Origin of the sequence: Streptomyces sp. NPDC046939 (assembly GCF_040644575.1) — a bacterium.
GTDB lineage: Bacteria > Actinomycetota > Actinomycetes > Streptomycetales > Streptomycetaceae > Streptomyces.
Genome location: NZ_JBEYWV010000016.1, coordinates 172,358 through 192,131, shown reverse-complemented (window position 1 = coordinate 192,131; position 19,774 = coordinate 172,358). Strand labels below are relative to the sequence as shown.

19 protein-coding genes are annotated in these 19,774 nt (G+C 71.7%); 13 read left to right on the top strand and 6 right to left on the bottom strand.

What is annotated here, in order from left to right:
* Nucleotides 1-129: 129 nt before the first annotated feature.
* Complete coding sequence (locus ABZ877_RS19685; protein ID WP_361072538.1) at nt 130-1,005, bottom strand: biotin--[acetyl-CoA-carboxylase] ligase; 876 nt, start codon at nt 1,003-1,005, stop codon at nt 130-132.
* A 167-nt stretch (nt 1,006-1,172) separates the two neighbouring features.
* Between ABZ877_RS19685 and ABZ877_RS19680 the strand changes: the two genes are divergently transcribed.
* From ABZ877_RS19680 to ABZ877_RS19665, 4 genes are all read left to right on the top strand, one after another.
* Nucleotides 1,173-2,765, top strand: a complete 1,593-nt coding sequence (locus ABZ877_RS19680) for an acyl-CoA carboxylase subunit beta (RefSeq protein ID WP_361072535.1) — start codon at nt 1,173-1,175, stop codon at nt 2,763-2,765.
* Between the two features lie 36 nt (nt 2,766-2,801).
* On the top strand, nt 2,802-3,008 hold the full coding sequence (locus ABZ877_RS19675; protein WP_361072532.1) for an acyl-CoA carboxylase epsilon subunit: 207 nt from the start codon (nt 2,802-2,804) through the stop codon (nt 3,006-3,008).
* 74 nt (nt 3,009-3,082) lie between these two features.
* Entirely contained in the window at nt 3,083-3,217 is a 135-nt protein-coding gene (locus ABZ877_RS19670; RefSeq protein ID WP_361072529.1) for a hypothetical protein, read from the top strand.
* Nucleotides 3,218-3,269: 52 nt separating this feature from the next.
* On the top strand, nt 3,270-3,881 hold the full coding sequence (locus ABZ877_RS19665; protein ID WP_361072527.1) for a nucleoside triphosphate pyrophosphatase: 612 nt from the start codon (nt 3,270-3,272) through the stop codon (nt 3,879-3,881).
* Here the strand turns inward: ABZ877_RS19665 and ABZ877_RS19660 are convergent.
* Nucleotides 3,853-4,323, bottom strand: coding sequence for a hypothetical protein (locus ABZ877_RS19660; protein WP_361072524.1), 471 nt, complete (start codon nt 4,321-4,323; stop codon nt 3,853-3,855). The two genes, ABZ877_RS19665 and ABZ877_RS19660, sit on opposite strands and share 29 nt — an antisense overlap.
* 361 nt (nt 4,324-4,684) lie before the next feature.
* Between ABZ877_RS19660 and ABZ877_RS19655 the strand changes: the two genes are divergently transcribed.
* Together ABZ877_RS19655 and ABZ877_RS19650 are read left to right on the top strand one after the other, a co-directional pair.
* Nucleotides 4,685-6,460: a biotin carboxylase N-terminal domain-containing protein gene (locus ABZ877_RS19655; RefSeq protein WP_361072521.1), complete on the top strand. Its 1,776-nt coding sequence runs from the start codon at nt 4,685-4,687 to the stop codon at nt 6,458-6,460.
* A gap of 259 nt (nt 6,461-6,719) precedes the next feature.
* The gene (locus tag ABZ877_RS19650) at nt 6,720-7,316 is read left to right on the top strand and encodes a TetR/AcrR family transcriptional regulator (protein ID WP_361072518.1); all 597 of its coding nucleotides are present in this window, start codon (nt 6,720-6,722) and stop codon (nt 7,314-7,316) included.
* Between the two features lie 29 nt (nt 7,317-7,345).
* On the opposite strand, the gene ABZ877_RS19645 is transcribed toward ABZ877_RS19650, so the two are convergent.
* Nucleotides 7,346-8,302: a DeoR/GlpR family DNA-binding transcription regulator gene (locus tag ABZ877_RS19645; RefSeq protein ID WP_361072515.1), complete on the bottom strand. Its 957-nt coding sequence runs from the start codon at nt 8,300-8,302 to the stop codon at nt 7,346-7,348.
* A gap of 100 nt (nt 8,303-8,402) precedes the next feature.
* Nucleotides 8,403-9,851 carry an NAD(P)H-quinone dehydrogenase gene (locus tag ABZ877_RS19640; protein WP_361072512.1) on the bottom strand — a complete coding sequence of 483 codons (1,449 nt, stop codon included), beginning with the start codon at nt 9,849-9,851 and terminating at the stop codon, nt 8,403-8,405.
* An 87-nt stretch (nt 9,852-9,938) separates the two neighbouring features.
* Here ABZ877_RS19640 and ABZ877_RS19635 point away from each other — a divergent pair, with 87 nt between their 5' ends.
* From ABZ877_RS19635 to ABZ877_RS19625, 3 genes are all read left to right on the top strand, one after another.
* The gene (locus tag ABZ877_RS19635; protein ID WP_361072509.1) at nt 9,939-10,376 is read left to right on the top strand and encodes a gamma-glutamylcyclotransferase; all 438 of its coding nucleotides are present in this window, start codon (nt 9,939-9,941) and stop codon (nt 10,374-10,376) included.
* A gap of 114 nt (nt 10,377-10,490) precedes the next feature.
* On the top strand, nt 10,491-11,315 hold the full coding sequence (locus tag ABZ877_RS19630) for a purine-nucleoside phosphorylase (RefSeq protein ID WP_361072506.1): 825 nt from the start codon (nt 10,491-10,493) through the stop codon (nt 11,313-11,315).
* Nucleotides 11,316-11,379: 64 nt separating this feature from the next.
* Entirely contained in the window at nt 11,380-13,020 is a 1,641-nt protein-coding gene (locus ABZ877_RS19625) for a phospho-sugar mutase (RefSeq protein WP_361072503.1), read from the top strand.
* A 646-nt stretch (nt 13,021-13,666) separates the two neighbouring features.
* On the opposite strand, the gene ABZ877_RS19620 is transcribed toward ABZ877_RS19625, so the two are convergent.
* Nucleotides 13,667-14,281, bottom strand: coding sequence for a PH domain-containing protein (locus ABZ877_RS19620; RefSeq protein ID WP_361072500.1), 615 nt, complete (start codon nt 14,279-14,281; stop codon nt 13,667-13,669).
* A 593-nt stretch (nt 14,282-14,874) separates the two neighbouring features.
* Here ABZ877_RS19620 and deoC point away from each other — a divergent pair.
* The 3 genes from deoC to ABZ877_RS19605 are packed head-to-tail and all read left to right on the top strand — an operon-like array spanning nt 14,875 to nt 18,214.
* Nucleotides 14,875-15,843: a deoxyribose-phosphate aldolase gene (gene deoC / locus ABZ877_RS19615; protein ID WP_361072497.1), complete on the top strand. Its 969-nt coding sequence runs from the start codon at nt 14,875-14,877 to the stop codon at nt 15,841-15,843.
* A 21-nt stretch (nt 15,844-15,864) separates the two neighbouring features.
* On the top strand, nt 15,865-17,301 hold the full coding sequence (locus ABZ877_RS19610; RefSeq protein ID WP_361072588.1) for an aldehyde dehydrogenase family protein: 1,437 nt from the start codon (nt 15,865-15,867) through the stop codon (nt 17,299-17,301).
* Complete coding sequence (locus tag ABZ877_RS19605; protein WP_361072494.1) at nt 17,294-18,214, top strand: aldehyde dehydrogenase family protein; 921 nt, start codon at nt 17,294-17,296, stop codon at nt 18,212-18,214. The genes ABZ877_RS19610 and ABZ877_RS19605 overlap by 8 nt, the downstream gene beginning before the upstream one ends.
* A 74-nt stretch (nt 18,215-18,288) precedes the next feature.
* Here ABZ877_RS19605 and ABZ877_RS19600 read toward each other — a convergent pair whose 3' ends face one another.
* Complete coding sequence (locus ABZ877_RS19600) at nt 18,289-19,038, bottom strand: TetR/AcrR family transcriptional regulator (RefSeq protein WP_361072491.1); 750 nt, start codon at nt 19,036-19,038, stop codon at nt 18,289-18,291.
* Nucleotides 19,039-19,164: 126 nt separating this feature from the next.
* Between ABZ877_RS19600 and ABZ877_RS19595 the strand changes: the two genes are divergently transcribed.
* Complete coding sequence (locus tag ABZ877_RS19595) at nt 19,165-19,767, top strand: NAD(P)H-dependent oxidoreductase (protein ID WP_361072488.1); 603 nt, start codon at nt 19,165-19,167, stop codon at nt 19,765-19,767.
* Nucleotides 19,768-19,774 lie beyond the last annotated feature (7 nt).

The following is a 19,774-nucleotide window of genomic DNA, read 5'->3' as shown; positions in this document are numbered from 1 at the left end:
AGTTCCCCGCGCCCCTGAGGCATGCGGCTCCGCCGCAGCCCCATGGGCCCCTGAGATGGCGCACGCAGTGCGCATCTCAGGGGCGCGGGGAACTGCGCGAGCAACCACGACGGTGCCGCAGGCAAATGGCTATTGGGGGCCGGGGCGCAGATGGACGATGTCGCCCGCTCCTACCGCCTCCCGGGTGCCGGAATCCGTGACGATGACCAACCGCCCGTCCCCGTCGACCGCGACCGCCTCCCCCACCAGCTCCCGGTCCCCGGGAAGAACCGCCCGCACGGACCGCCCGAGCGTCGCGCACCCCGCCGCGTACGCCTCCTGCACCCGCGACAACCCCGGATCACCCTCGGCCGCGCACCACTCCCCGTACCACCGCTCGAAGGACCTGAGCACGGCCCGCAACAAGGGCTCCCGGTCGAGAACCTTCGCCCCGGCCAGCGCCAGCGACCCCGCCCCGGGCACCGGCAGCTCCTCGGCCCGCAGCGACACGTTCAGGCCGACCCCGACGACGACCCCACCGCCGGCGGCCTCCGCCAGGATGCCCCCCGCCTTGCGTTCCTCCCCGCCGACGGTGAGGAGCACGTCGTTGGGCCACTTGAGCGCCGTGTCGACACCGGCCGTCGAGGACAGCGCGGAGGCGACGGCGACGCCGGTGAGCAGCGGCAGCCACCCCCACCGCTCGACGGGCACCTCGTGCTCCCCGGGTTTGACGAGGACGGAGAAGAAGAGTCCGGAGCGCGGCGGGGCCGTCCACTGCCGGTCGAGCCGCCCGCGCCCCGCGCTCTGCTCCTCGGCGACGAGCACCGCGCCCTCCTGGGCGGTGCCGGCGGCGGCCCGCGCCACCAGGTCCGTGTTGGTGGAGCCCGTACGGGGCACCACGTCCAGGGACGACCAGAGCCCTTCCCCGCGCAGGAGGGAGCGGCGGAGCCCGGCCACTCCGAGGGGCGGCCGGTCCAGGTCGGACCAGCGGTTGTCGTGCGCGTCTGAACCATCTCGCGGCGTCATGCAACCCAGCCTAGGTGTGGCAAAGACCGCACTGCCGAACGGTATTCGCGCCACTACCCTACGAGTCAGTAGCCCGTTTGATTCCCCGTACACCGTCCCCGCCACGACCCAGTTGTCGTCACCGTCCCCACCCGTCCCCGTGTAGCCAGTCAGGGAGCCGCGCCCCGATGTCCGAGTTGGAAGATCGCCAGAGTGCCGACATCCACACCACCGCAGGCAAGATCGAGGATCTGCGGCGCCGGATCGACGAGGCGACGCACGCGGGCTCCGCGCGCGCCGTGGAGAAGCAGCACGCCAAGGGCAAGCTGACGGCGCGTGAGCGGATCGATCTGCTCCTCGACGAGGACTCGTTCGTCGAGCTGGACGAGTTCGCCCGGCACCGCTCGACCGACTTCGGCCTGGAGGCCAACAAGCCGTACGGGGACGGGGTGGTGACCGGTTACGGAACGGTCGACGGCCGTCCGGTCGCCGTGTTCTCGCAGGACTTCACCGTCTTCGGCGGCGCCCTCGGCGAGGTCTTCGGCCAGAAGATCATGAAGGTGATGGACTTCGCCCTGAAGACGGGCTGTCCGGTCATCGGCATCAACGACTCGGGCGGCGCCCGCATCCAGGAGGGCGTCATGGCCCTCGGCATGTACGGCGAGATCTTCCGCCGCAACACGCATGCGTCCGGTGTGATCCCGCAGATCAGCCTGGTCGTGGGCCCGTGCGCGGGCGGCGCCGTCTACTCCCCCGCGATCACCGACTTCACGGTGATGGTCGACCAGACGAGCCACATGTTCATCACCGGCCCCGACGTCATCAAGACGGTCACCGGCGAGGACGTCGGCTTCGAGGACCTGGGCGGCGCGCGCACGCACAACGCGCAGTCCGGCGTCGCGCACCACATGGCGGGCGACGAGAAGGACGCCATCGAGTACGTGAAGTCGCTCCTGTCCTACCTGCCGTCGAACAACCTGAGCGAGCCGCCCGCCTTCCCCGAGGAGGCGGACCTGACGCGGACGGACGAGGACCGCGCGCTGGACACGATCGTCCCGGACAGCGCGAACCAGCCGTACGACATGCACACGGTGGTCGAGCACGTCCTGGACGACGGCGAGTTCTTCGAGACGCAGGCGCTGTTCGCGCCGAACATCCTGACCGGCTTCGGCCGCGTGGAGGGCCACCCGGTCGGCATCGTCGCCAACCAGCCGATGCAGTTCGCGGGCTGCCTGGACATCGACGCCTCCGAGAAGGCGGCCCGCTTCGTGCGGACCTGCGACGCCTTCAACGTGCCAGTGCTGACCTTCGTCGACGTCCCCGGCTTCCTGCCGGGCGTCGAGCAGGAGCACACCGGCATCATCCGGCGCGGCGCCAAGCTGATCTACGCGTACGCGGAGGCGACCGTCCCGCTGATCACGATCATCACGCGGAAGGCGTTCGGCGGCGCGTACGACGTCATGGGCTCCAAGCACCTGGGCGCCGACCTGAACCTGGCGTGGCCGACGGCCCAGATCGCGGTCATGGGCGCGCAGGGCGCGGTGAACATCCTGCACCGCAAGACGCTGGCCGCCGCCGAGGACGTGGAAGGGACGCGGGCGCGGCTCATCCAGGAGTATGAGGACACGCTCCTCAACCCGTACACGGCGGCGGAGCGCGGGTACATCGACGCCGTGATCCTGCCGTCCGACACCCGGGCCCACATCGTGAAGGGTCTGCGTCAGCTCCGTACGAAGCGGGAGTCGCTGCCCCCGAAAAAGCACGGCAACATCCCCCTCTAGACCGCTGAGGACACCGGCCGCAGGGAGCCATCGCTGATGATGATCAAGGTCGTACGGGGAAACCCGACCCCCGAGGAGCTGGCCGCCGCACTGGCGGTGGTCCAGGCGCGCGCCGCGGCCGTCCCCGACGCCCCGGCCGCCGCGGCGCGCCGGGACGCCTGGGCCGACCCGTCCCGCGTCGCCCGGCGCCGCCTGCCCGCGCCGGGCCCGTCGAGCTGGTCGCGCACGTACTGGCCGGCGTGACACCGGCAACACCCCGGAGCGCCTGAGTACGCGTACTCAGGCGCTCCGGTCCGGTGCGGCGCACTATCGGTGGTGTGCTGTGGTCAGACCCCGAGAACGAGCCGCCGAAGGAGTACCGCGAGACGCAGGAGATGCTGCGCCGCGCGGGTCTCGTCCTTGCGCTCGCCGCGCTCCTGGCCATGGTGCTGGTGGGCGTCGGCGCGCTGTAGGCGCACGGGCGGTGCGGGCCTTCGTGGAGATCCGCTCCTCTACGCTTGCCGCATGACAGCCGCGCGCCGCCTCATCCTCGCCTCCCAGTCCCCCGCCCGCCTCGGCCTCCTTCGCCAGGCCGGTCTCGCCCCCGAGGTGATCGTCAGCGGGGTCGACGAGGACGCCGTGTCCGCCCCGACGCCCGCCGAACTGGCGCTCGCCCTGGCCGAGGCCAAGGCGTCCGTGGTGGCCGCGCGCCCCGAGGCGAGCGGCGCCCTGGTCGTCGGCTGCGACTCGGTGCTCGACCTGGACGGCGAGGCGCTCGGCAAGCCCGCGGACGCCGAGGAGGCCACGGCCCGCTGGAAGGCGATGCGGGGCCGCGCGGGCACCCTCCAGACCGGCCACTGCGTCTACGACACCGCCTCCAAGCGGCATGTCTCCGCGACCGCCTCCACGGTCGTCCGGTTCGGCGAGCCGAGCGACGAGGAGATCGCCGCGTACGTGGCGACCGGCGAACCCCTCCACGTGGCGGGCGCGTTCACGCTCGACGGCCGCTCGGCGCCGTTCATCGACGGCATCGAGGGCGACCACGGCAACGTGATCGGCCTTTCCCTGCCGCTGCTCCGCCGACTCCTCGGGGAACTGGGCGTCTCCGTCACGGAGTTGTGGGCTCCGGCGCGCTAGCGGGCGGGACCGGCGGGGCGGCGTCGTCGTCGCCCGCCGTACGGCCCTGGTCCCTGCGGTCGAACGACACCAGCGAGAACACGATCAGCGCCAGCACGACCATCAGACACGCGAACGCGGGCCAGCCGACCAGGCCGACGGTGAACACGCCGAGGAGGCCGTGCACGACGGCCGCGCTGATCAGCACGATCCGGCCGAAGGTGCCCGGCGAGCGGTCGGTGGCGGCCGCGCGGGCGAGCAGGAACGCGCAGAGCGCCAGATAGAGCCCGAAGACGGCGCCCGCGATCCAGGCGCCCACGGACATGGCGTCCGGATCGAGCCCGGCGAGCGACATGTCCTGCCGGTGCACCACGAGCCCCAGGATCCAGTTGAGCAGCACGATCCCGACCGCCTCCGCGAGCAACACGATCGCGGCCACCCACGCCACCGGTCTGCGCGCCACCGGTCCCACCCACCTTCGCGTACGACAGTCGGTTACCCCGAGTATCTTCGAGACATCGCGAACGCTACTAACGGGTAAACCAGCGGACAAGGGGTCTGCGGAAGGCAAAGAATCATTGGGCCATTCGTAGGGACTCCACAAAGAATGCCCACGGGGCGGGGCGCGGTCGCACAGAGACCTTGACCACACCGTCCGGCTAGGGTTGGACCGAGGGATCCCGCACTGCCAGGCGCGACAAGGGATTTCGCGGACTGAGCGGGCCTCGAGTCACACTCCGTGTGGGCAAGCTCACCATTGGGGACGGGTCGTAACCCCGTGTCGGCAGTCCCTAAACTCGGCTTGTTTCAAGGAGGGAGCCATCGTGCGCAAGGTGCTCATCGCCAACCGTGGCGAAATCGCTGTCCGCGTGGCCCGGGCGTGCCGGGACGCAGGGATCGCGAGCGTTGCCGTATACGCCGACCCGGACCGGGACGCATCGCATGTCCGCGCGGCCGACGAGGCCTTCGCCCTTGGTGGTGACACCCCGGCCACCAGCTATCTGGACATCGCCAAGGTGTTGCAGGCCGCCAAGGACTCGGGTGCGGACGCCATCCACCCCGGCTACGGATTCCTGTCGGAGAACGCGGAGTTCGCCCAGGCCGTCCTGGACGCGGGGCTGATCTGGATCGGTCCGCCGCCGCAGGCCATCCGGGACCTGGGGGACAAGGTCGCCGCCCGGCACATCGCGCAGCGTGCGGGGGCCCCGCTGGTCGCCGGTACGCCGGACCCGGTGAGCGGTGCCGAGGAGGTCGTGGCCTTCGCCGAGGAGCACGGCCTGCCCATCGCGATCAAGGCCGCCTTCGGTGGCGGCGGGCGTGGCCTGAAGGTCGCCCGCACCCTCGAAGAGGTCCCGGAGCTGTACGACTCGGCGGTGCGTGAGGCGGTGGCCGCGTTCGGCCGCGGCGAGTGCTTCGTCGAGCGCTACCTGGACAAGCCGCGGCACGTGGAGACGCAGTGCCTGGCCGACCAGCACGGCAATGTGGTGGTGGTCTCCACCCGTGACTGCTCGCTCCAGCGCCGCCACCAGAAGCTGGTGGAGGAGGCCCCGGCGCCGTTCCTGTCCGACGCCCAGGTCGAGCAGCTCTACTCCGCCTCGAAGGCGATCCTGAAGGAGGCCGGCTACGTCGGCGCCGGCACGGTGGAGTTCCTGGTCGGCGCGGACGGCACGATCTCCTTCCTGGAGGTCAACACCCGCCTCCAGGTCGAGCACCCGGTGACCGAGGAGGTCGCGGGCATCGACCTCGTACGGGAGATGTTCCGCATCGCCGACGGCGAGGAGCTGGGCTACGGCGACCCCGAACTGCGCGGCCACTCCTTCGAGTTCCGCATCAACGGTGAGGACCCGGGCCGCAACTTCCTGCCCGCGCCCGGCACCGTCACCGTCTTCAACCCGCCCGCCGGCCCGGGTGTCCGCCTGGACGCGGGTGTCGAGGCCGGTTCGGTCATCGGCCCGGCCTGGGACTCCCTGCTCGCCAAGCTGATCGTCACCGGCCGCACCCGCAAGGAGGCCCTGGAGCGCTCGGCGCGTGCGCTGGCCGAGTTCGAGGTCGACGGCATGGCCACCGCCCTGCCGTTCCACCGCAAGGTCGTCACCGACCCGGCGTTCGCGCCCGAACTGACCGGCTCGGACGAGCCGTTCACCATCTTCACCCGGTGGATCGAGACGGAGTTCGTCAACGACATCCCGCCGTTCGCCCCGGGTGGCGCGGAGGCCGCCGAGGACGAGGACGGCGACCGCGAGACGATCGTCGTCGAGGTCGGCGGCAAGCGCCTGGAGGTCTCCCTGCCGTCCTCGCTGGGCATGTCCCTGGCGCGTACGGGTCTGGCGGCGGGCGCCAAGCCCAAGCGGCGCGCGGCGAAGAAGTCCGGCCCGGCCGCGTCCGGCGACTCCCTCGCCTCCCCGATGCAGGGCACCATCGTCAAGGTCGCCGTCGAGGAGGGCCAGGAGGTCAAGGAGGGCGACCTCGTCGTCGTCCTGGAGGCCATGAAGATGGAGCAGCCGCTCAACGCGCACAAGTCCGGCACCATCAAGGGCCTGTCCGCCGAGATCGGCGCGTCCCTCACCTCGGGCGCCGTGATCTGCGAGATCAAGGACTGACGCCCCCGCGTACGACGTCGAAGCGCCCGACAGGCCATGCTTGTCGGGCGCTTCCTCGTGCCCTCGTGCCAGGAACGGGCGCGGCGACCACCGGCCGTCCCGCTCCGGCGGACACCGGACGTCCCGTCGCCGATGCCCGTGGCGCGCTCCAGGCCGGATCGAACGGTTCCGCGTCACTGCGGGGCCACCCGCCCTCCGCGCCGGTCCGCGCGGACGATCAGGCATCCTTGAAGGCCCCGCGCACGCCCAGGGAGGCCCGATGACGTCCGGCACCGAGTACGAGCGCCCCCGCCCCATGCGCGCGGACGCCCGCCGCAACTACGAGCGGCTGCTCGTCCAGGCCCGCGCCGCCTTCGCCGAGCACGGCACCGGGGCGTCCCTGGAGGACGTGGCGCGCGGCGCCGGGGTCGGCATCGGCACCCTGTACCGCCACTTCCCGAACCGGTACGCGCTCGTCAGCGCCGTCTTCGAGGAGGCGGTGCGCGATCTGCTCGCCCGCTCACGGGCCCTGCTCGACGCTCCGCAGCCCTGTGCGGCGCTCGTGACCTGGCTGCGCGAGATCATCACGCACGCCGGTGAGTACCGGGGGCTCTCCCGCGCCCTCATGACCGCCTCCCAGGACGAGAGTTCGGCGCTGTCCCGGTGCAGTACGCCGATGCGGGAGGCGGGACAGGCGCTGCTCCACCGTGCCCAGCAGGCCGGGGCGGTACGGCAGGACGTCTCCATCTCGGACCTGCTGCAACTGACGAACGCGATCGCGCTGGCCGCTGAGGAGACGCCGTCGGACCCGGACTTGGCGGACCGCCTGCTGCGACTGACCCTGCGGGGCATCACATCAAGCCCCTCCGGCGATTGAGGAGCGGGGTCCCCCTGGCGGCGCTTCTCTCAGCGGCGCCTCAGGTCTGCCACCCTTGCCGGGCGCTCAGGGCTCTGCTCGATCGGGGCCGCGCTCCGCAACGGGTGACCTCCGCCAGGGTGCTGGCGGCGCTGGCCCGGGAGGGGGACGTCCCGGCGCTGTTGGCGCGCCGGGGCGGGATCACCCCCTCCGGCCGATGCCTGCCCGGCCCCCGCGACAGCGATCTGCACGCCCTGGTCGGCCAGCGCCTGGAGCTCCGTGGCGGCGCGGTCGTCGTGGGCGGGTGGTTCGTCGGTGACAAGCCGCGTGATCACGTCCGTGGGGACGGTCTGGAACATCGTGTCGGTGCCGAGCTTGGAGTGGTCGGCGAGGACGACGACCTCCGCCGCCGCCTGCACGAGGGCCCGGTCCACCGACGCCGAGAGCATGTTGGACGTGGAGAGTCCGCGCTCGGCGGTCAGACCGCTCCCGCTGAGGAAGGCCCGGGAGACTCTGAGCCCCTGGAGGGACTGCTCGGCCCCGCTGCCCACCAAGGCGTAGTTGGAACCGCGCAGTGTGCCACCGGTCATGACGACCTCGACGCGGTTGGCATGGGCCAGCGCCTGGGCCACCAGGAGTGAATTGGTGACGACGGTCAGGCCCGGCACACGCGCGAGCCGGCGGGCCAGCTCCTGCGTGGTCGTGCCCGCGCCCACCACGATGGCCTCGCCCTCTTCGACAAGGCCCGCGGCGAGATCGGCGATGGCCGTCTTCTCCGCGGTCGCGAGATGTGATTTCTGCGGAAAGCCGGACTCCCGCGTGAATCCGCCCGGCAATACCGCACCGCCGTGCCGGCGGTCGAGGAGTCCTTCTGCCTCTAGTGCGCGCACGTCCCGCCGTACGGTCACTTCAGAGGTCTGGACGACGCGGGCGAGCTCCCGGAGCGATACCGCTCCATTGGCCCGCACCATTTCGAGGATCAATTGACGACGTTCTGCAGCGAACACGAAACTGACAGTAACCCCAACGACCGTCTGCTTTCAGCAGTTTGCGCCGAATTGCAGATTCTGTTCGCACAGCGCCATCGAGAGTGGTATAAACCCGGGCTCAGCTCTCTTCGGCGGTCTTCCGTGCGTGCAGCTGGCGTGCCACTTCGGCGATCGAGCCGGAAAGAGAGGGGTACACGGTGAACGCGTTCGCGATCTGTTCGACGGTCAGATTGTTGTCGACCGCGATCGAGATCGGATGGATCAGTTCCGATGCGCGGGGCGCGACGACCACACCGCCGACCACGATGCCCGTGCCGGGGCGGCAGAAGATCTTGACGAAGCCGTCGCGGATGCCCTGCATCTTCGCGCGCGGGTTGCGCAGCAGCGGCAGCTTCACGACACGGGCGTCGATCTTCCCGGCGTCGACGTCGGCCTGGGAGTAACCGACGGTGGCGATCTCCGGGTCCGTAAAGACGTTCGAGGAGACCGTCTTGAGGTTCAGCGGCGTCACCGCGTCGCCGAGGAAGTGGTACATGGCGATGCGGCCCTGCATGGCGGCGACCGACGCGAGGGCGAAGACACCGGTCACGTCACCGGCCGCGTACACGCCGGGGGCGGTCGTGCGCGAGACCTTGTCGGTCCAGATGTGGCCCGAGTCCTTGAGCTTGACCCCGGCCTCCTCCAGGCCCATCCCGCTGCTGTTCGGGATGGCGCCGACCGCCATCAGGCAGTGCGTGCCGGAGATGGTGCGGCCGTCGGCGAGGGTGACCTCGACGCGGTCGCCCACGCGCTTGGCGGAAGCCGCGCGGGAGCGCGCCATGACGTTCATGCCGCGGCGCCGGAACACGTCCTCCAGGACCGCGGCGGCGTCCGGGTCCTCGCCCGGGAGCACGCGGTCGCGGGAGGAGACGAGGGTGACGCGGGAGCCGAGCGCCTGGTAGGCACCGGCGAACTCGGCGCCGGTGACGCCGGAGCCGACCACGATCAGCTCTTCGGGCAGCTCATCGAGGTCGTAGACCTGCGTCCAGTTGAGGATGCGCTCCCCATCCGGTTGCGCGTCGGGGACCTCGCGGGGGTGGCCGCCGGTCGCGATGAGCACGGCGTCGGCGGTGAGGGTCTCCTCGGAGCCGTCGGCGGCGGTGACGATCACCTTGCGGGAGCCGTCCAGGTCCTGCTGCCCGTCGAGACGGCCCCGGCCCCGCATCACACGCGCGCCCGCGCGCGTGACGGAAGCGGTGATGTCGTGGGACTGGGCGAGCGCGAGGCGCTTCACGCGGCGGTTGACCTTGCCGAGGTCGACGCCGACGACGCGGGCCGGGCTGTCCGGGTCCGGGGTGTCGTCCTCCACGATGATGCCCAGCTCCTCGTAGGAGGAGTCGAAGGTCGTCATCACCTCGGCCGTGGCGATCAGGGTCTTCGACGGCACGCAGTCGGTCAGCACCGACGCGCCGCCGAGACCGTCGCGGTCGACGACGGTCACCTCCGCGCCGAGCGACGCGGCCACCAGCGCCGCTTCGTATCCGCCAGGTCCGCCACCGATGATCACGATCCGAGTCACGTACCCCATTGTCCCGCACCGCTCAAGGTGGTGCCCTCGCGGGGTGGCAAGCACTTCGCAAGGAGCGCACGCGACGACTGCCGTACCCTCGGACCCATGTCGCTCTACGCCGCGTACGCCGGCAATCTCGACCCGCGGCTCATGACGCGCCGCGCCCCCCACTCGCCGCTCCGCGCGACCGGGTGGCTGCAAGGCTGGCGGCTGACGTTCGGGGGCGAGCACATGGGCTGGGAAGGAGCGCTGGCCACCATCGTGGAGGCGCCCCGCTCACAGGTCTTCGTCGCGCTCTACGACATCGCGCCCATGGACGAGGACTCCATGGACCGCTGGGAGGGCGTCGGGCTCGACATCTACCGGCGCATGCGCGTTCGGGTGGACACCCTGGAGGGCGAGGAGCCCGCATGGGTGTACGTCCTGAACGGGTACGAGGGCGGGCTGCCCTCCGCGCGCTACCTCGGCGAGATCGCCGACGCGGCCGAGTCCGCGGGCGCCCCGCACGACTATGTGATGGAGCTGCGCAAGCGCCCCTGCTGAACAGGCACTTTTCGGACCGGGGCCGGTTTTCGTCGGAAACGACAAGACAACGATCGCGATACCGTCGGGCTCGTCATCTACGCGCGTAGGACTTCAACGGCTACTCTCAAACGCGTGAACGCATCTGTTACTCCGGAAGACCTGCCGGGCGACGCCTACGCCGCCGCCGACATCGCCGCCGCGCGCCTGCGCGAGCTGACCGGTGCCGAGACCCACGACGTCGCCCTCGTGATGGGCTCCGGCTGGGCGCCCGCCGCCGAGGCGCTCGGCACGCCCGCCGCCGAGTTCCCCTTCACCGCGCTCCCGGGCCAGGGCGGCGCCGCCGTGGCCGGGCACAAGGGCACGGTGCGCTCGTACCAGGTCGGTCCGAAGCGCGCCCTGGTCTTCCTGGGCCGCACCCACTACTACGAGGGGCGCGGTGTCGCCTCCGTCGTGCACGGCGTGCGCACCGCCGCCGCCGCGGGCTGCAAGACCATCGTGCTGACCAACGGCTGCGGCGGCCTGCGCGAGGGCATGCGCCCCGGCCAGCCGGTGCTGATCTCCGACCACCTCAACCTGACGGCCACCTCGCCCATCGTCGGCGCGAACTTCGTGGACCTCACCGACGTGTACTCGCCGCGCCTGCGCGCGATGTGCCAGGAGATCGACCCGGGCCTGGAGGAAGGCGTCTACGCCCAGTTCCCCGGCCCGCACTACGAGACCCCGGCCGAGGTCCGCATGGCCGGCATCCTCGGCGCCGATCTCGTCGGCATGTCCACCGTCCTGGAGGCCATCGCCGCCCGTGAGGCGGGTCTGGAGGTGCTCGGCATCTCCCTGGTCACCAACCTGGCGGCGGGCCTGTCCGGCGAGCCGCTCAACCACGAAGAGGTCCTCCAGGCCGGCCGTGACTCCGCCGCGAGCATGGGCGAGCTGCTGACGAAGGTCCTCGCGAAGATCTGACCCACCCGGGCACCCGTAGTACGTACCACCTCATACGTACGCCGACGTCTGAAGGAAGCCAACCGTGACCGTACAAGGCAGCGAACTCCTCGACCGGGCGAAGACCTGGCTGGCGGAGGATCCCGACGAGGAGACCCGCGAGGAGCTGGCCGCGCTCATCGACAGCGGGGACCTCGACGCGCTCGGCGAGCGCTTCGCGGGCACGCTGCAGTTCGGCACGGCCGGGCTCCGCGGCGAGCTGGGCGCCGGCCCGATGCGGATGAACCGCGCGGTCGTCATCCGCGCCGCCGCGGGCCTCGCCGCCTACCTGAAGGCCAAGGGGCAGACCGACGGCGTCGTCGTCATCGGCTACGACGCGCGCCACAAGTCCGCCGACTTCGCGCGCGACACGGCCGCCGTGATGGTGGGCGCCGGGCTGCGCGCCGCGATGCTTCCGCGGCCGCTGCCGACGCCCGTCCTCGCGTTCGCCATCCGGCACCTCGGCGCGGTCGCGGGCGTGGAGGTCACCGCCTCCCACAACCCGCCCCGCGACAACGGCTACAAGGTGTACCTCGGCGACGGCTCCCAGATCGTGCCGCCCGCCGACGCGGAGATCGCCGCCGAGATCGACGCGGTGGCCTCGCTGCACGACGTGCCCCGCCCCGAGTCCGGCTGGGAGACGCTCGGCGAGGAAGTCCTTGAGGCGTACCTGGCGCGCACGGACGCCGTCCTCGCCCCCGGCTCCGCGCGCACGGCCCGTACCGTCTACACGGCCATGCACGGCGTCGGCAAGGACACCCTCCTCGCCGCCTTCGCGCGCGCGGGCTTCCCCGAGCCGGTCCTCGTGCCCGAGCAGGCCGAGCCCGACCCGGACTTCCCCACGGTCGCCTTCCCCAACCCGGAGGAGCCGGGCGCGATGGACCTCTCCTTCGCGACGGCCAGGACGGTCGACTGCGATCTGATCATCGCCAACGACCCGGACGCCGACCGCTGCGCCGTCGCCGTCCAGGACGGCGGCGACTGGCGGATGCTGCGCGGCGACGAGGTCGGCGCGCTGCTCGCGGCGCACCTGGTCGCACGCGGCGTCAGCGGCGTCCTCGCCGAGTCGATCGTCTCCTCCTCCCTCCTCGGCCGCATCGCCGAGGCCGCGTCCCTCCCGTACGAGGAGACGCTGACGGGCTTCAAATGGATCGCCCGCGTCGACGGCCTGCGCTACGGCTACGAGGAGGCGCTCGGCTACTGCGTCGACCCCGAGGGCGTACGCGACAAGGACGGCATCACGGCCGCGCTGCTCGTCACCGAGCTGGCGAGCGAACTCAAGGAGCAGGGCCGCACCCTCCTGGACGCGCTCGACGACCTGGCGCTCGCGCACGGGCTGCACGCCACCGACCAGCTCAGCGTCCGCGTCGAGGACCTGTCGGTCATCACCGACGCGATGCGCCGCCTGCGCGAACAGCCGCCGACGGAACTGGCCGGACTCGCGGTGACCCGCGCCGAGGACCTGTCCGCCGGAGCGAACGGGCTGCCGCCCACGGACGGCCTTCGCTACACCCTCGACGGCGCGCGCGTCGTCGTCCGCCCCTCCGGCACCGAGCCCAAGCTCAAGTGCTACCTGGAGGTCGTGGTCCCGGTCCCCGACCACGCCGCGCTCCCCACGGCACGCTCAACGGCGACCGACCGCCTGACCGCACTCAAGAGGGACCTCTCGACGGCCGCCGGGATCTGACGCGGGCCGTCAGTCCAGCCCGGCGGGGCTGGGGTACCGCCCGCGTGGGACGCACGCCGGCTCTCAGCCCAGCCCGGCGGGGCTGGGCTGCCGCCCGCGTGGGACGGCCTGCGGCACGGCCTCGACGGCGTTCGGGTGGCGGTCCCGGGCGCCGATTGCGCCGCGCGCATGACCGCGATCGAGAGGGCCTCTCCGCGGCCGCCGGGATCTGACCCGCCCCGCAGCCCAGCGCCACTCAGGGACGGCCTCGACGGCGCGCGGGGCCCGGTTGCCGCCCGCGCCGGGCGCATGACCGCCACCGAGGCGCCTGACCGGGATCAAGCGGGATCAGCCCAGCTCGGTGCGGCCTGCCATTTACGGACGGACTGCGCTACACCCTGGACGGCGCACGGGTCGCGGTCCCGGGCGCCCACCGCGCCGGGCGCACGATCGCGACCGAGGCGCCTGCTCGCGACCGAGCGGGACCTCTTGGCCGCCGAAATTTGGCCCAGGTTCTCAGCCCAGCGCGGTACGGCGCGTGCCGTCTACGGACGGACTGCGCTACACCCGCGACGGCGCGCGGGTCGTGGGCCCGGTCGCCCATTAGGCCGCGCATGACCGCAATTGAGCGGGACCTCTCGGCCGCCGCCGGGATCTGGCCCGGGCCTCAGCCCAGTGCGATCAGGACGACGAGGAGGATCGCCCCGGCGACCGTCGGGGCGATGATCTCGTAGGCCCAGCGGACGTGCGGCTCGCCCTGGGACGTCTTGGCCGCCGCCCGCGCCTCGCACAGCTCGCGCAGCTCGTCCATCGACTTGTCGGCGGTGGCGCGGCGCTCGGCCGGGGGCTCCGCCCCGATGTCGTCCAGGCGGCCGCGGGCGCCCGCCTTGGGGCGCACGGGGCGCTGCGCCTTGCGGCGGGCGCGCATCGACACCGGGATCGACCAGAGCTGGTACTTGGTGCCGGCCTCGTCGAACACCTCGTTGGAGTACCCCGAGCGGAAGCTCGCCACGGTCGCCCAGGGCAGCGTGATCACGCGGAACGGGTTGCGCACGCGCAGCCGGTGCTCGTTGCCGAACACGGCCGGGCGGATGGTGAACGCGATCACCAGCGGCACCGCGAACAGCAGCCCCGCGAGCGCGATCCACGGGGTCCGCCCGTCCCCGTTCACGATGGCGTCCCCGCCGAGCCAGGCCCCGAGAACCAGCAGGATGACGCCTCCGGCGACACCGGCGGGCGACCGGTAGATGCGGTCGGGGGAGGGGGCGGGGCGGTTGCTCATACCCCGATTCTGCCTGACGCTGCGCTGTGCTTGAGCGGGGCCTCTGTGGGGTGGTTGCTGCGGTGTGTACCGGTGACGCGTGCGTCTTGGTCCGGCGCGCGTCATCGAGGCCGAGCGCCGCCGCGGAGTGACGCGTGCGTCGTGGCTGAGCGCGCAGTTCCCCGCGCCCCTTGGGGGCGTCTGCCGCCGTTGTTGAGTGGCGCGTGCGTCGTGGCTTGGCGCGCAGTTCCTCGCACCCCCGAGGGGGCTCGTCTTCGTCGCCTCGTGACGCGTGCATCCGGGCTTGGCGCGCAGTTCCCCGCGCCCCTGGGGGGCTCATCTTCGTCGCCCCGTGGCGCGTGCGTCGTGGTTACTCGCGCCGTTCTCCGCGCCCCTGAGGGGGCTGCCCACCCAGCCCCCATAGACCTCCCCCGCCCCACCGGCACTCACCTCAAGCCCCTCCGGCGATTGAGGAGCGGGGGCCGGGGCGGAGCCCCAGGGGGTGGCGTGTGCGCCGGGGGCGATGAAGAGCTGCCCGCTCCGGAGAACCGGACCTCGGACCTAGCCGACCCCGGGCCCTATACATCCGCTACGCGCGTAGATATGCTCAGCTCGTGACCATGCCCACTGCATCCGCTTCCGCCGAAGAACACGCGCTGGCAGACGCCACCGCCTCCGAGGCCACGCTGCGCCGATTCCTCCAGGGACTGCCTGGCGTCGACGCGGTGGGTCTGGAGGGCCGCGCCGCCGCGCTCGGGACCCGTTCGATCAAGACCACGGCGAAGGCGTACGCCATCGACCTGGCCATTTCGATGATCGACCTGACGACCCTGGAGGGCGCCGACACCCCGGGCAAGGTCCGGGCGCTCGGCGCGAAGGCCGTCAACCCGGACCCGACCGACCGCACAGCGCCCCGCACCGCCGCCGTCTGCGTCTACCCGGACATGGTGGCCACCGCGAAGGAGGCCGTCGCGGGGACGGACGTCAAGGTCGCGTCCGTCGCCACCGCCTTCCCTGCGGGCCGCGCCTCGCTGGACGTGAAGCTGGGTGACGTCCGCGAGGCCGTCGCCGCGGGCGCCGACGAGATCGACATGGTCATCGACCGCGGCGCCTTCCTCGCGGGCAAGTACATGAAGGTCTACGAGGAGATCCGTGCCGTGAAGGAGGCTTCGGGCTCCGCACGGCTGAAGGTCATCTTCGAGACCGGCGAGCTGTCGACGTACGACAACATCCGGCGTGCGAGCTGGATCGGCATGCTGGCCGGGGCCGACTTCATCAAGACCTCGACGGGGAAGGTGGGGGTCAACGCCACCCCCGCCAACACGCTCCTGATGCTGGAGGCGGTCCGCGACTTCCGCGCCGCCACCGGTGTCCAGGTCGGCGTGAAGCCCGCCGGCGGCATCCGTACCTCGAAGGACGCCGTCAAGTTCCTCGTGATCGTCAACGAGACCGTGGGCGAGGACTGGCTTGACAACCACTGGTTCCGGTTCGGCGCCTCCAGTCTCCTGAGCGACCTGCTCATGCAGCGCCAGAAGCTGGCAACCGGCCGCTACTCCGGTCCCGACTACGTGACGGTGGACTGATCACCCATGAGCAACACACCCCTGAGCAACGCGTTCGCGTACGCGCCCGCGCCCGAGTCGCGCTCGGTCGTCGACATCGCCCCCTCGTACGGGCTCTTCATCGACGGCGAGTTCACCGAGGCCGCCGACGGCAAGGTCTTCAAGACCGTCTCGCCCTCCACCGAGGAGGTGCTCTCCGAGGTCGCGCAGGCCGGTGAGGCCGACGTCGACCGGGCCGTCAAGGCCGCGCGGAAGGCGTTCACCACCTGGTCGGCGCTGCCCGGCGCCGAGCGCGGCAAGTACCTGTTCCGCATCGCCCGCATCATCCAGGAGCGCTCGCGCGAGCTGGCCGTCCTGGAGACGCTGGACAACGGAAAGCCCATCAAGGAGACGAGGGACGCCGACCTCCCCCTCGTAGCCGCGCACTTCTTCTACTACGCGGGCTGGGCCGACAAGCTCGGCCACGCGGGCTACGGGCCGAACCCCAAGGCGCTCGGCGTCGCGGGCCAGGTCATCCCGTGGAACTTCCCGCTGCTGATGCTGGCGTGGAAGATCGCCCCCGCGCTCGCCACCGGCAACACGGTCGTGCTGAAGCCCGCCGAGACGACCCCGCTGTCCGCCCTGTTCTTCGCGGACATCTGCCGCCAGGCGGGCCTGCCCAAGGGCGTCGTCAACATCCTGCCCGGCTACGGCGACGCGGGCGCCGCGCTCGTCGCGCACCCCGACGTGAACAAGGTGGCCTTCACCGGCTCCACGGCCGTCGGCAAGCAGATCGCCCGTACGGTCGCGGGGACGGACAAGAAGGTCACCCTGGAGCTGGGCGGCAAGGGCGCCAACATCGTCTTCGACGACGCCCCGATCGACCAGGCCGTCGAGGGCATCGTCACCGGAATCTTCTTCAACCAGGGCCAGGTCTGCTGCGCGGGCTCGCGCCTCCTCGTCCAGGAGTCGATCCAGGACGAGCTGCTCGACTCGCTCAAGCGGCGCCTGACCACCCTGCGCCTCGGCGACCCCCTCGACAAGAACACCGACATCGGCGCGATCAACTCCGCCGAGCAGCTCGCCCGGATCACCGCGCTCGCCGAGACCGGCGAGGCGGAGGGCGCCGAGCGCTGGTCGGCGCCGTGCGAGCTGCCGTCGTCGGGCTACTGGTTCGCGCCGACGCTGTTCACGAACGTCACGCAGGCCCACACCGTCGCCCGCGACGAGATCTTCGGCCCGGTCCTGTCCGTGCTCACCTTCCGTACGCCGGAGGAGGCCGTCGCCAAGGCCAACAACACGCAGTACGGGCTCTCGGCGGGCATCTGGACCGAGAAGGGTTCGCGCATCCTGGCGGTCGCGAACAAGCTGCGGGCCGGGGTCGTCTGGGCCAACACGTTCAACAAGTTCGACCCGACCTCGCCGTTCGGCGGCTACAAGGAGTCGGGCTTCGGCCGCGAGGGCGGCCGCCACGGCCTGGAGGCGTACCTCGATGTCTGAGAAGTCCGAGAAGATCATCAACTCCGAGTCGACGCGACTGTCCGTCCTCAAGACCTACAAGCTGTACGTGGGCGGGAAGTTCCCGCGTTCCGAGAGCGGCCGGGTGTACGAAGTGACCGACACGAAGGGCACGTGGCTGGCGAACGCCCCGCGCTCGTCCCGCAAGGACGGCCGTGACGCCGTCGTCGCCGCCCGCAAGGCGTTCGGCGCCTGGTCGGGGGCGACCGCGTACAACCGCGGCCAGGTCCTCTACCGCGTCGCCGAGATGCTGGAGGGCCGCCGCGAGCAGTTCGTGCGCGAGGTCGCCGCGGCGGAGGGCCTCGGCAAGTCGAAGGCGGCGGCCGTCGTGGACGCGGCGATCGACCGCTGGGTCTGGTACGCGGGCTGGACCGACAAGATCGGCCAGGTCGTGGGCGGCGCCAACCCGGTGGCCGGGCCCTTCTTCAACCTCTCCACCCCTGAGCCGTCCGGCGTGATCACGATTCTCGCGCCGCAGGAGTCGTCGTTCCTCGGGCTCGTCTCGGTGATCGCCCCGGTCATCGCGTCCGGCAACACGGCGGTCGTGATCACCTCCGAGAGGGCGCCGCTCCCGGCGCTCTCCCTCGGCGAGGTGCTCGCCACCTCCGACCTGCCCGGCGGCGTCGTGAACCTGCTGTCGGGCAAGGCGTCGGAGATCGCCCCGGCGCTCGCCTCCCACCAGGACGTCAACGGCATCGACCTCACCGGCGCCGACCCGGCCCTCGCCAAGGAGCTGGAGATCGCCGCCGCGGACAACCTGAAGCGCGTGCGCCGTCCCCAGCCTGTGGAGGACTTCACGGCGGACCCGGGCACGGACCGCCTGACGCAGTTCCTGGAGACCAAGACTGTCTGGCACCCCACGGGTTCGCTGGGCGCCTCCGGCTCCTCCTACTAGCCGCACCCGGCACACCCGAGGCCCCGGCCCCTCCTCCGTCCAGGAGGGGCCGGGGCCTCGCCGTGTGCACGCGCTCAGATCCCGAGCCGCTGCGCGATCCCGTCGAGGACGCAGTCGAGGCCGAACTCGAACTCCCAGCCCGGGTCGTCCTTGCGCGTCGCGGACAGCGCGTACTTCTCGTACGTGGGGTACCGCCCTGTGCCCATCAGATAGGTCATCTGCGGCGCGAGCGCCTGGCGCGTCTCGTCGCCGCTCTCCCAGCCGTGCTCGCGCCGGTACTCGCGCAGCGCGATCTCCGACTGCGTCGCGCCGTGCACGTACGCGCCGACCGCGCGGAACGCGGCCATCATCGCGTCGGCGTCCAGGTCATGGCGGGCCAGCGCCCGCAACTGCCGTTCGGCGACGGCCATCCGGGCCGGGGTGAGCTGGATCAGCGGGCCCGGCACCTGGCCGAGCCACGGGTGGCGCAGCATCATCGCGCGCGAGCGCAGGGCGAAGGAGCGCAGCACCGCGCGCCAGTCGTCCGCGTCGTCCGGGACCGTGAGCTCGGCCGCGACCCGGTCGAACATGAGCGCCCACAGATCGTCCTTGCCGGAGACGTGCCGGTACGCGGCCATGGGCGCGACCCCGAGCTTCGTGGCGAGGCGCCGCATGGTGACGGCGGCGGCGCCTTCCTCGTCGGCCAGTGCGACGGCCGCCTCGGCGATCCGGTCGAGGGTGAGCGAGGCGCGCTGCGTGGGCGCGGGCCGCTCCAGCCGTTCCCAGAGCGAGGGCTCGACCAGCCGGCTCTCGCCCTTGTCGTCCTCTTCCTTGCGTGCCGCCAAGGTCCGGCCCCTTCCCTACCCGCCGCACTGGACGTGTACAGCGTATCCCCAGTGGACGCCGTACACGCCGCTGTGTACGTTGTACGCACGGAGATACGCCGTACACATCCACTCAGGGGGACCTCCATGCCCAGTACGTCCGCGCTCGCGCCGCTCCGCGTCGCCGTCCTCGTCGGCTCCACCCGCGAGGGCCGCTTCGCGCCCGTCGTCACCAAGTGGCTGACCGGCCACCTCGCACAGCGCGAGGACCTGCGCACCGACGTCGTCGACCTGGCCGAGACGCCGCTGCCCACCGTCCTGCCGGCCTTCGGCCAGGAGCCGCCGCCCGGGACTGCGGAGGCGCTCGCGCTCGTCTCGCCGCGCCTCGCCGCCGCCGACGCGTTCATCCTCGTCACGCCCGAGTACAACCACAGCTTCCCGGCGGCCCTGAAGAACGCCGTCGACTGGCACAACGAGCAGTGGCACGGCAAGCCGGTCGCCTTCGTCTCGTACGGGGGCCTGGCGGGCGGCCTGCGCGCGGTCGAGCAGCTCCGCGTCGTCATGGCCGAACTGAACGCCGTGACCGTCCGCAACACGGTCAGCTTCCACAACGCCTACGGGGCCTTCGCGGCGGACGGCCGCGTCGACGACCCGGCGGTGGACACGGCCGCGAAGGCCATGCTCGACCAGCTCACGTGGTGGGCGCACGCCCTGCGCGACGCCAAGGCGGCCCGCCCGTACCCCGCCTGACGCCACA

What these genes read in the sequence shown, in the direction of transcription:
- ABZ877_RS19685 (WP_361072538.1), bottom strand. Translation starts at nt 1,005, where the DNA reads ATGACGCCGCGAGATGGTTCAGACGCGCACGACAACCGCTGGTCCGAC.
- ABZ877_RS19635 (WP_361072509.1), top strand. Translation starts at nt 9,939, where the DNA reads ATGTCGCTCTACGCCGCGTACGCCGGCAATCTCGACCCGCGGCTCATG.
- ABZ877_RS19675 (WP_361072532.1), top strand. Translation starts at nt 2,802, where the DNA reads ATGATGATCAAGGTCGTACGGGGAAACCCGACCCCCGAGGAGCTGGCC.
- ABZ877_RS19650 (WP_361072518.1), top strand. Translation starts at nt 6,720, where the DNA reads ATGACGTCCGGCACCGAGTACGAGCGCCCCCGCCCCATGCGCGCGGAC.
- ABZ877_RS19620 (WP_361072500.1), bottom strand. Translation starts at nt 14,281, where the DNA reads ATGAGCAACCGCCCCGCCCCCTCCCCCGACCGCATCTACCGGTCGCCC.
- ABZ877_RS19680 (WP_361072535.1), top strand. Translation starts at nt 1,173, where the DNA reads ATGTCCGAGTTGGAAGATCGCCAGAGTGCCGACATCCACACCACCGCA.
- ABZ877_RS19605 (WP_361072494.1), top strand. Translation starts at nt 17,294, where the DNA reads ATGTCTGAGAAGTCCGAGAAGATCATCAACTCCGAGTCGACGCGACTG.
- ABZ877_RS19665 (WP_361072527.1), top strand. Translation starts at nt 3,270, where the DNA reads ATGACAGCCGCGCGCCGCCTCATCCTCGCCTCCCAGTCCCCCGCCCGC.
- ABZ877_RS19640 (WP_361072512.1), bottom strand. Translation starts at nt 9,851, where the DNA reads ATGGGGTACGTGACTCGGATCGTGATCATCGGTGGCGGACCTGGCGGA.
- ABZ877_RS19595 (WP_361072488.1), top strand. Translation starts at nt 19,165, where the DNA reads ATGCCCAGTACGTCCGCGCTCGCGCCGCTCCGCGTCGCCGTCCTCGTC.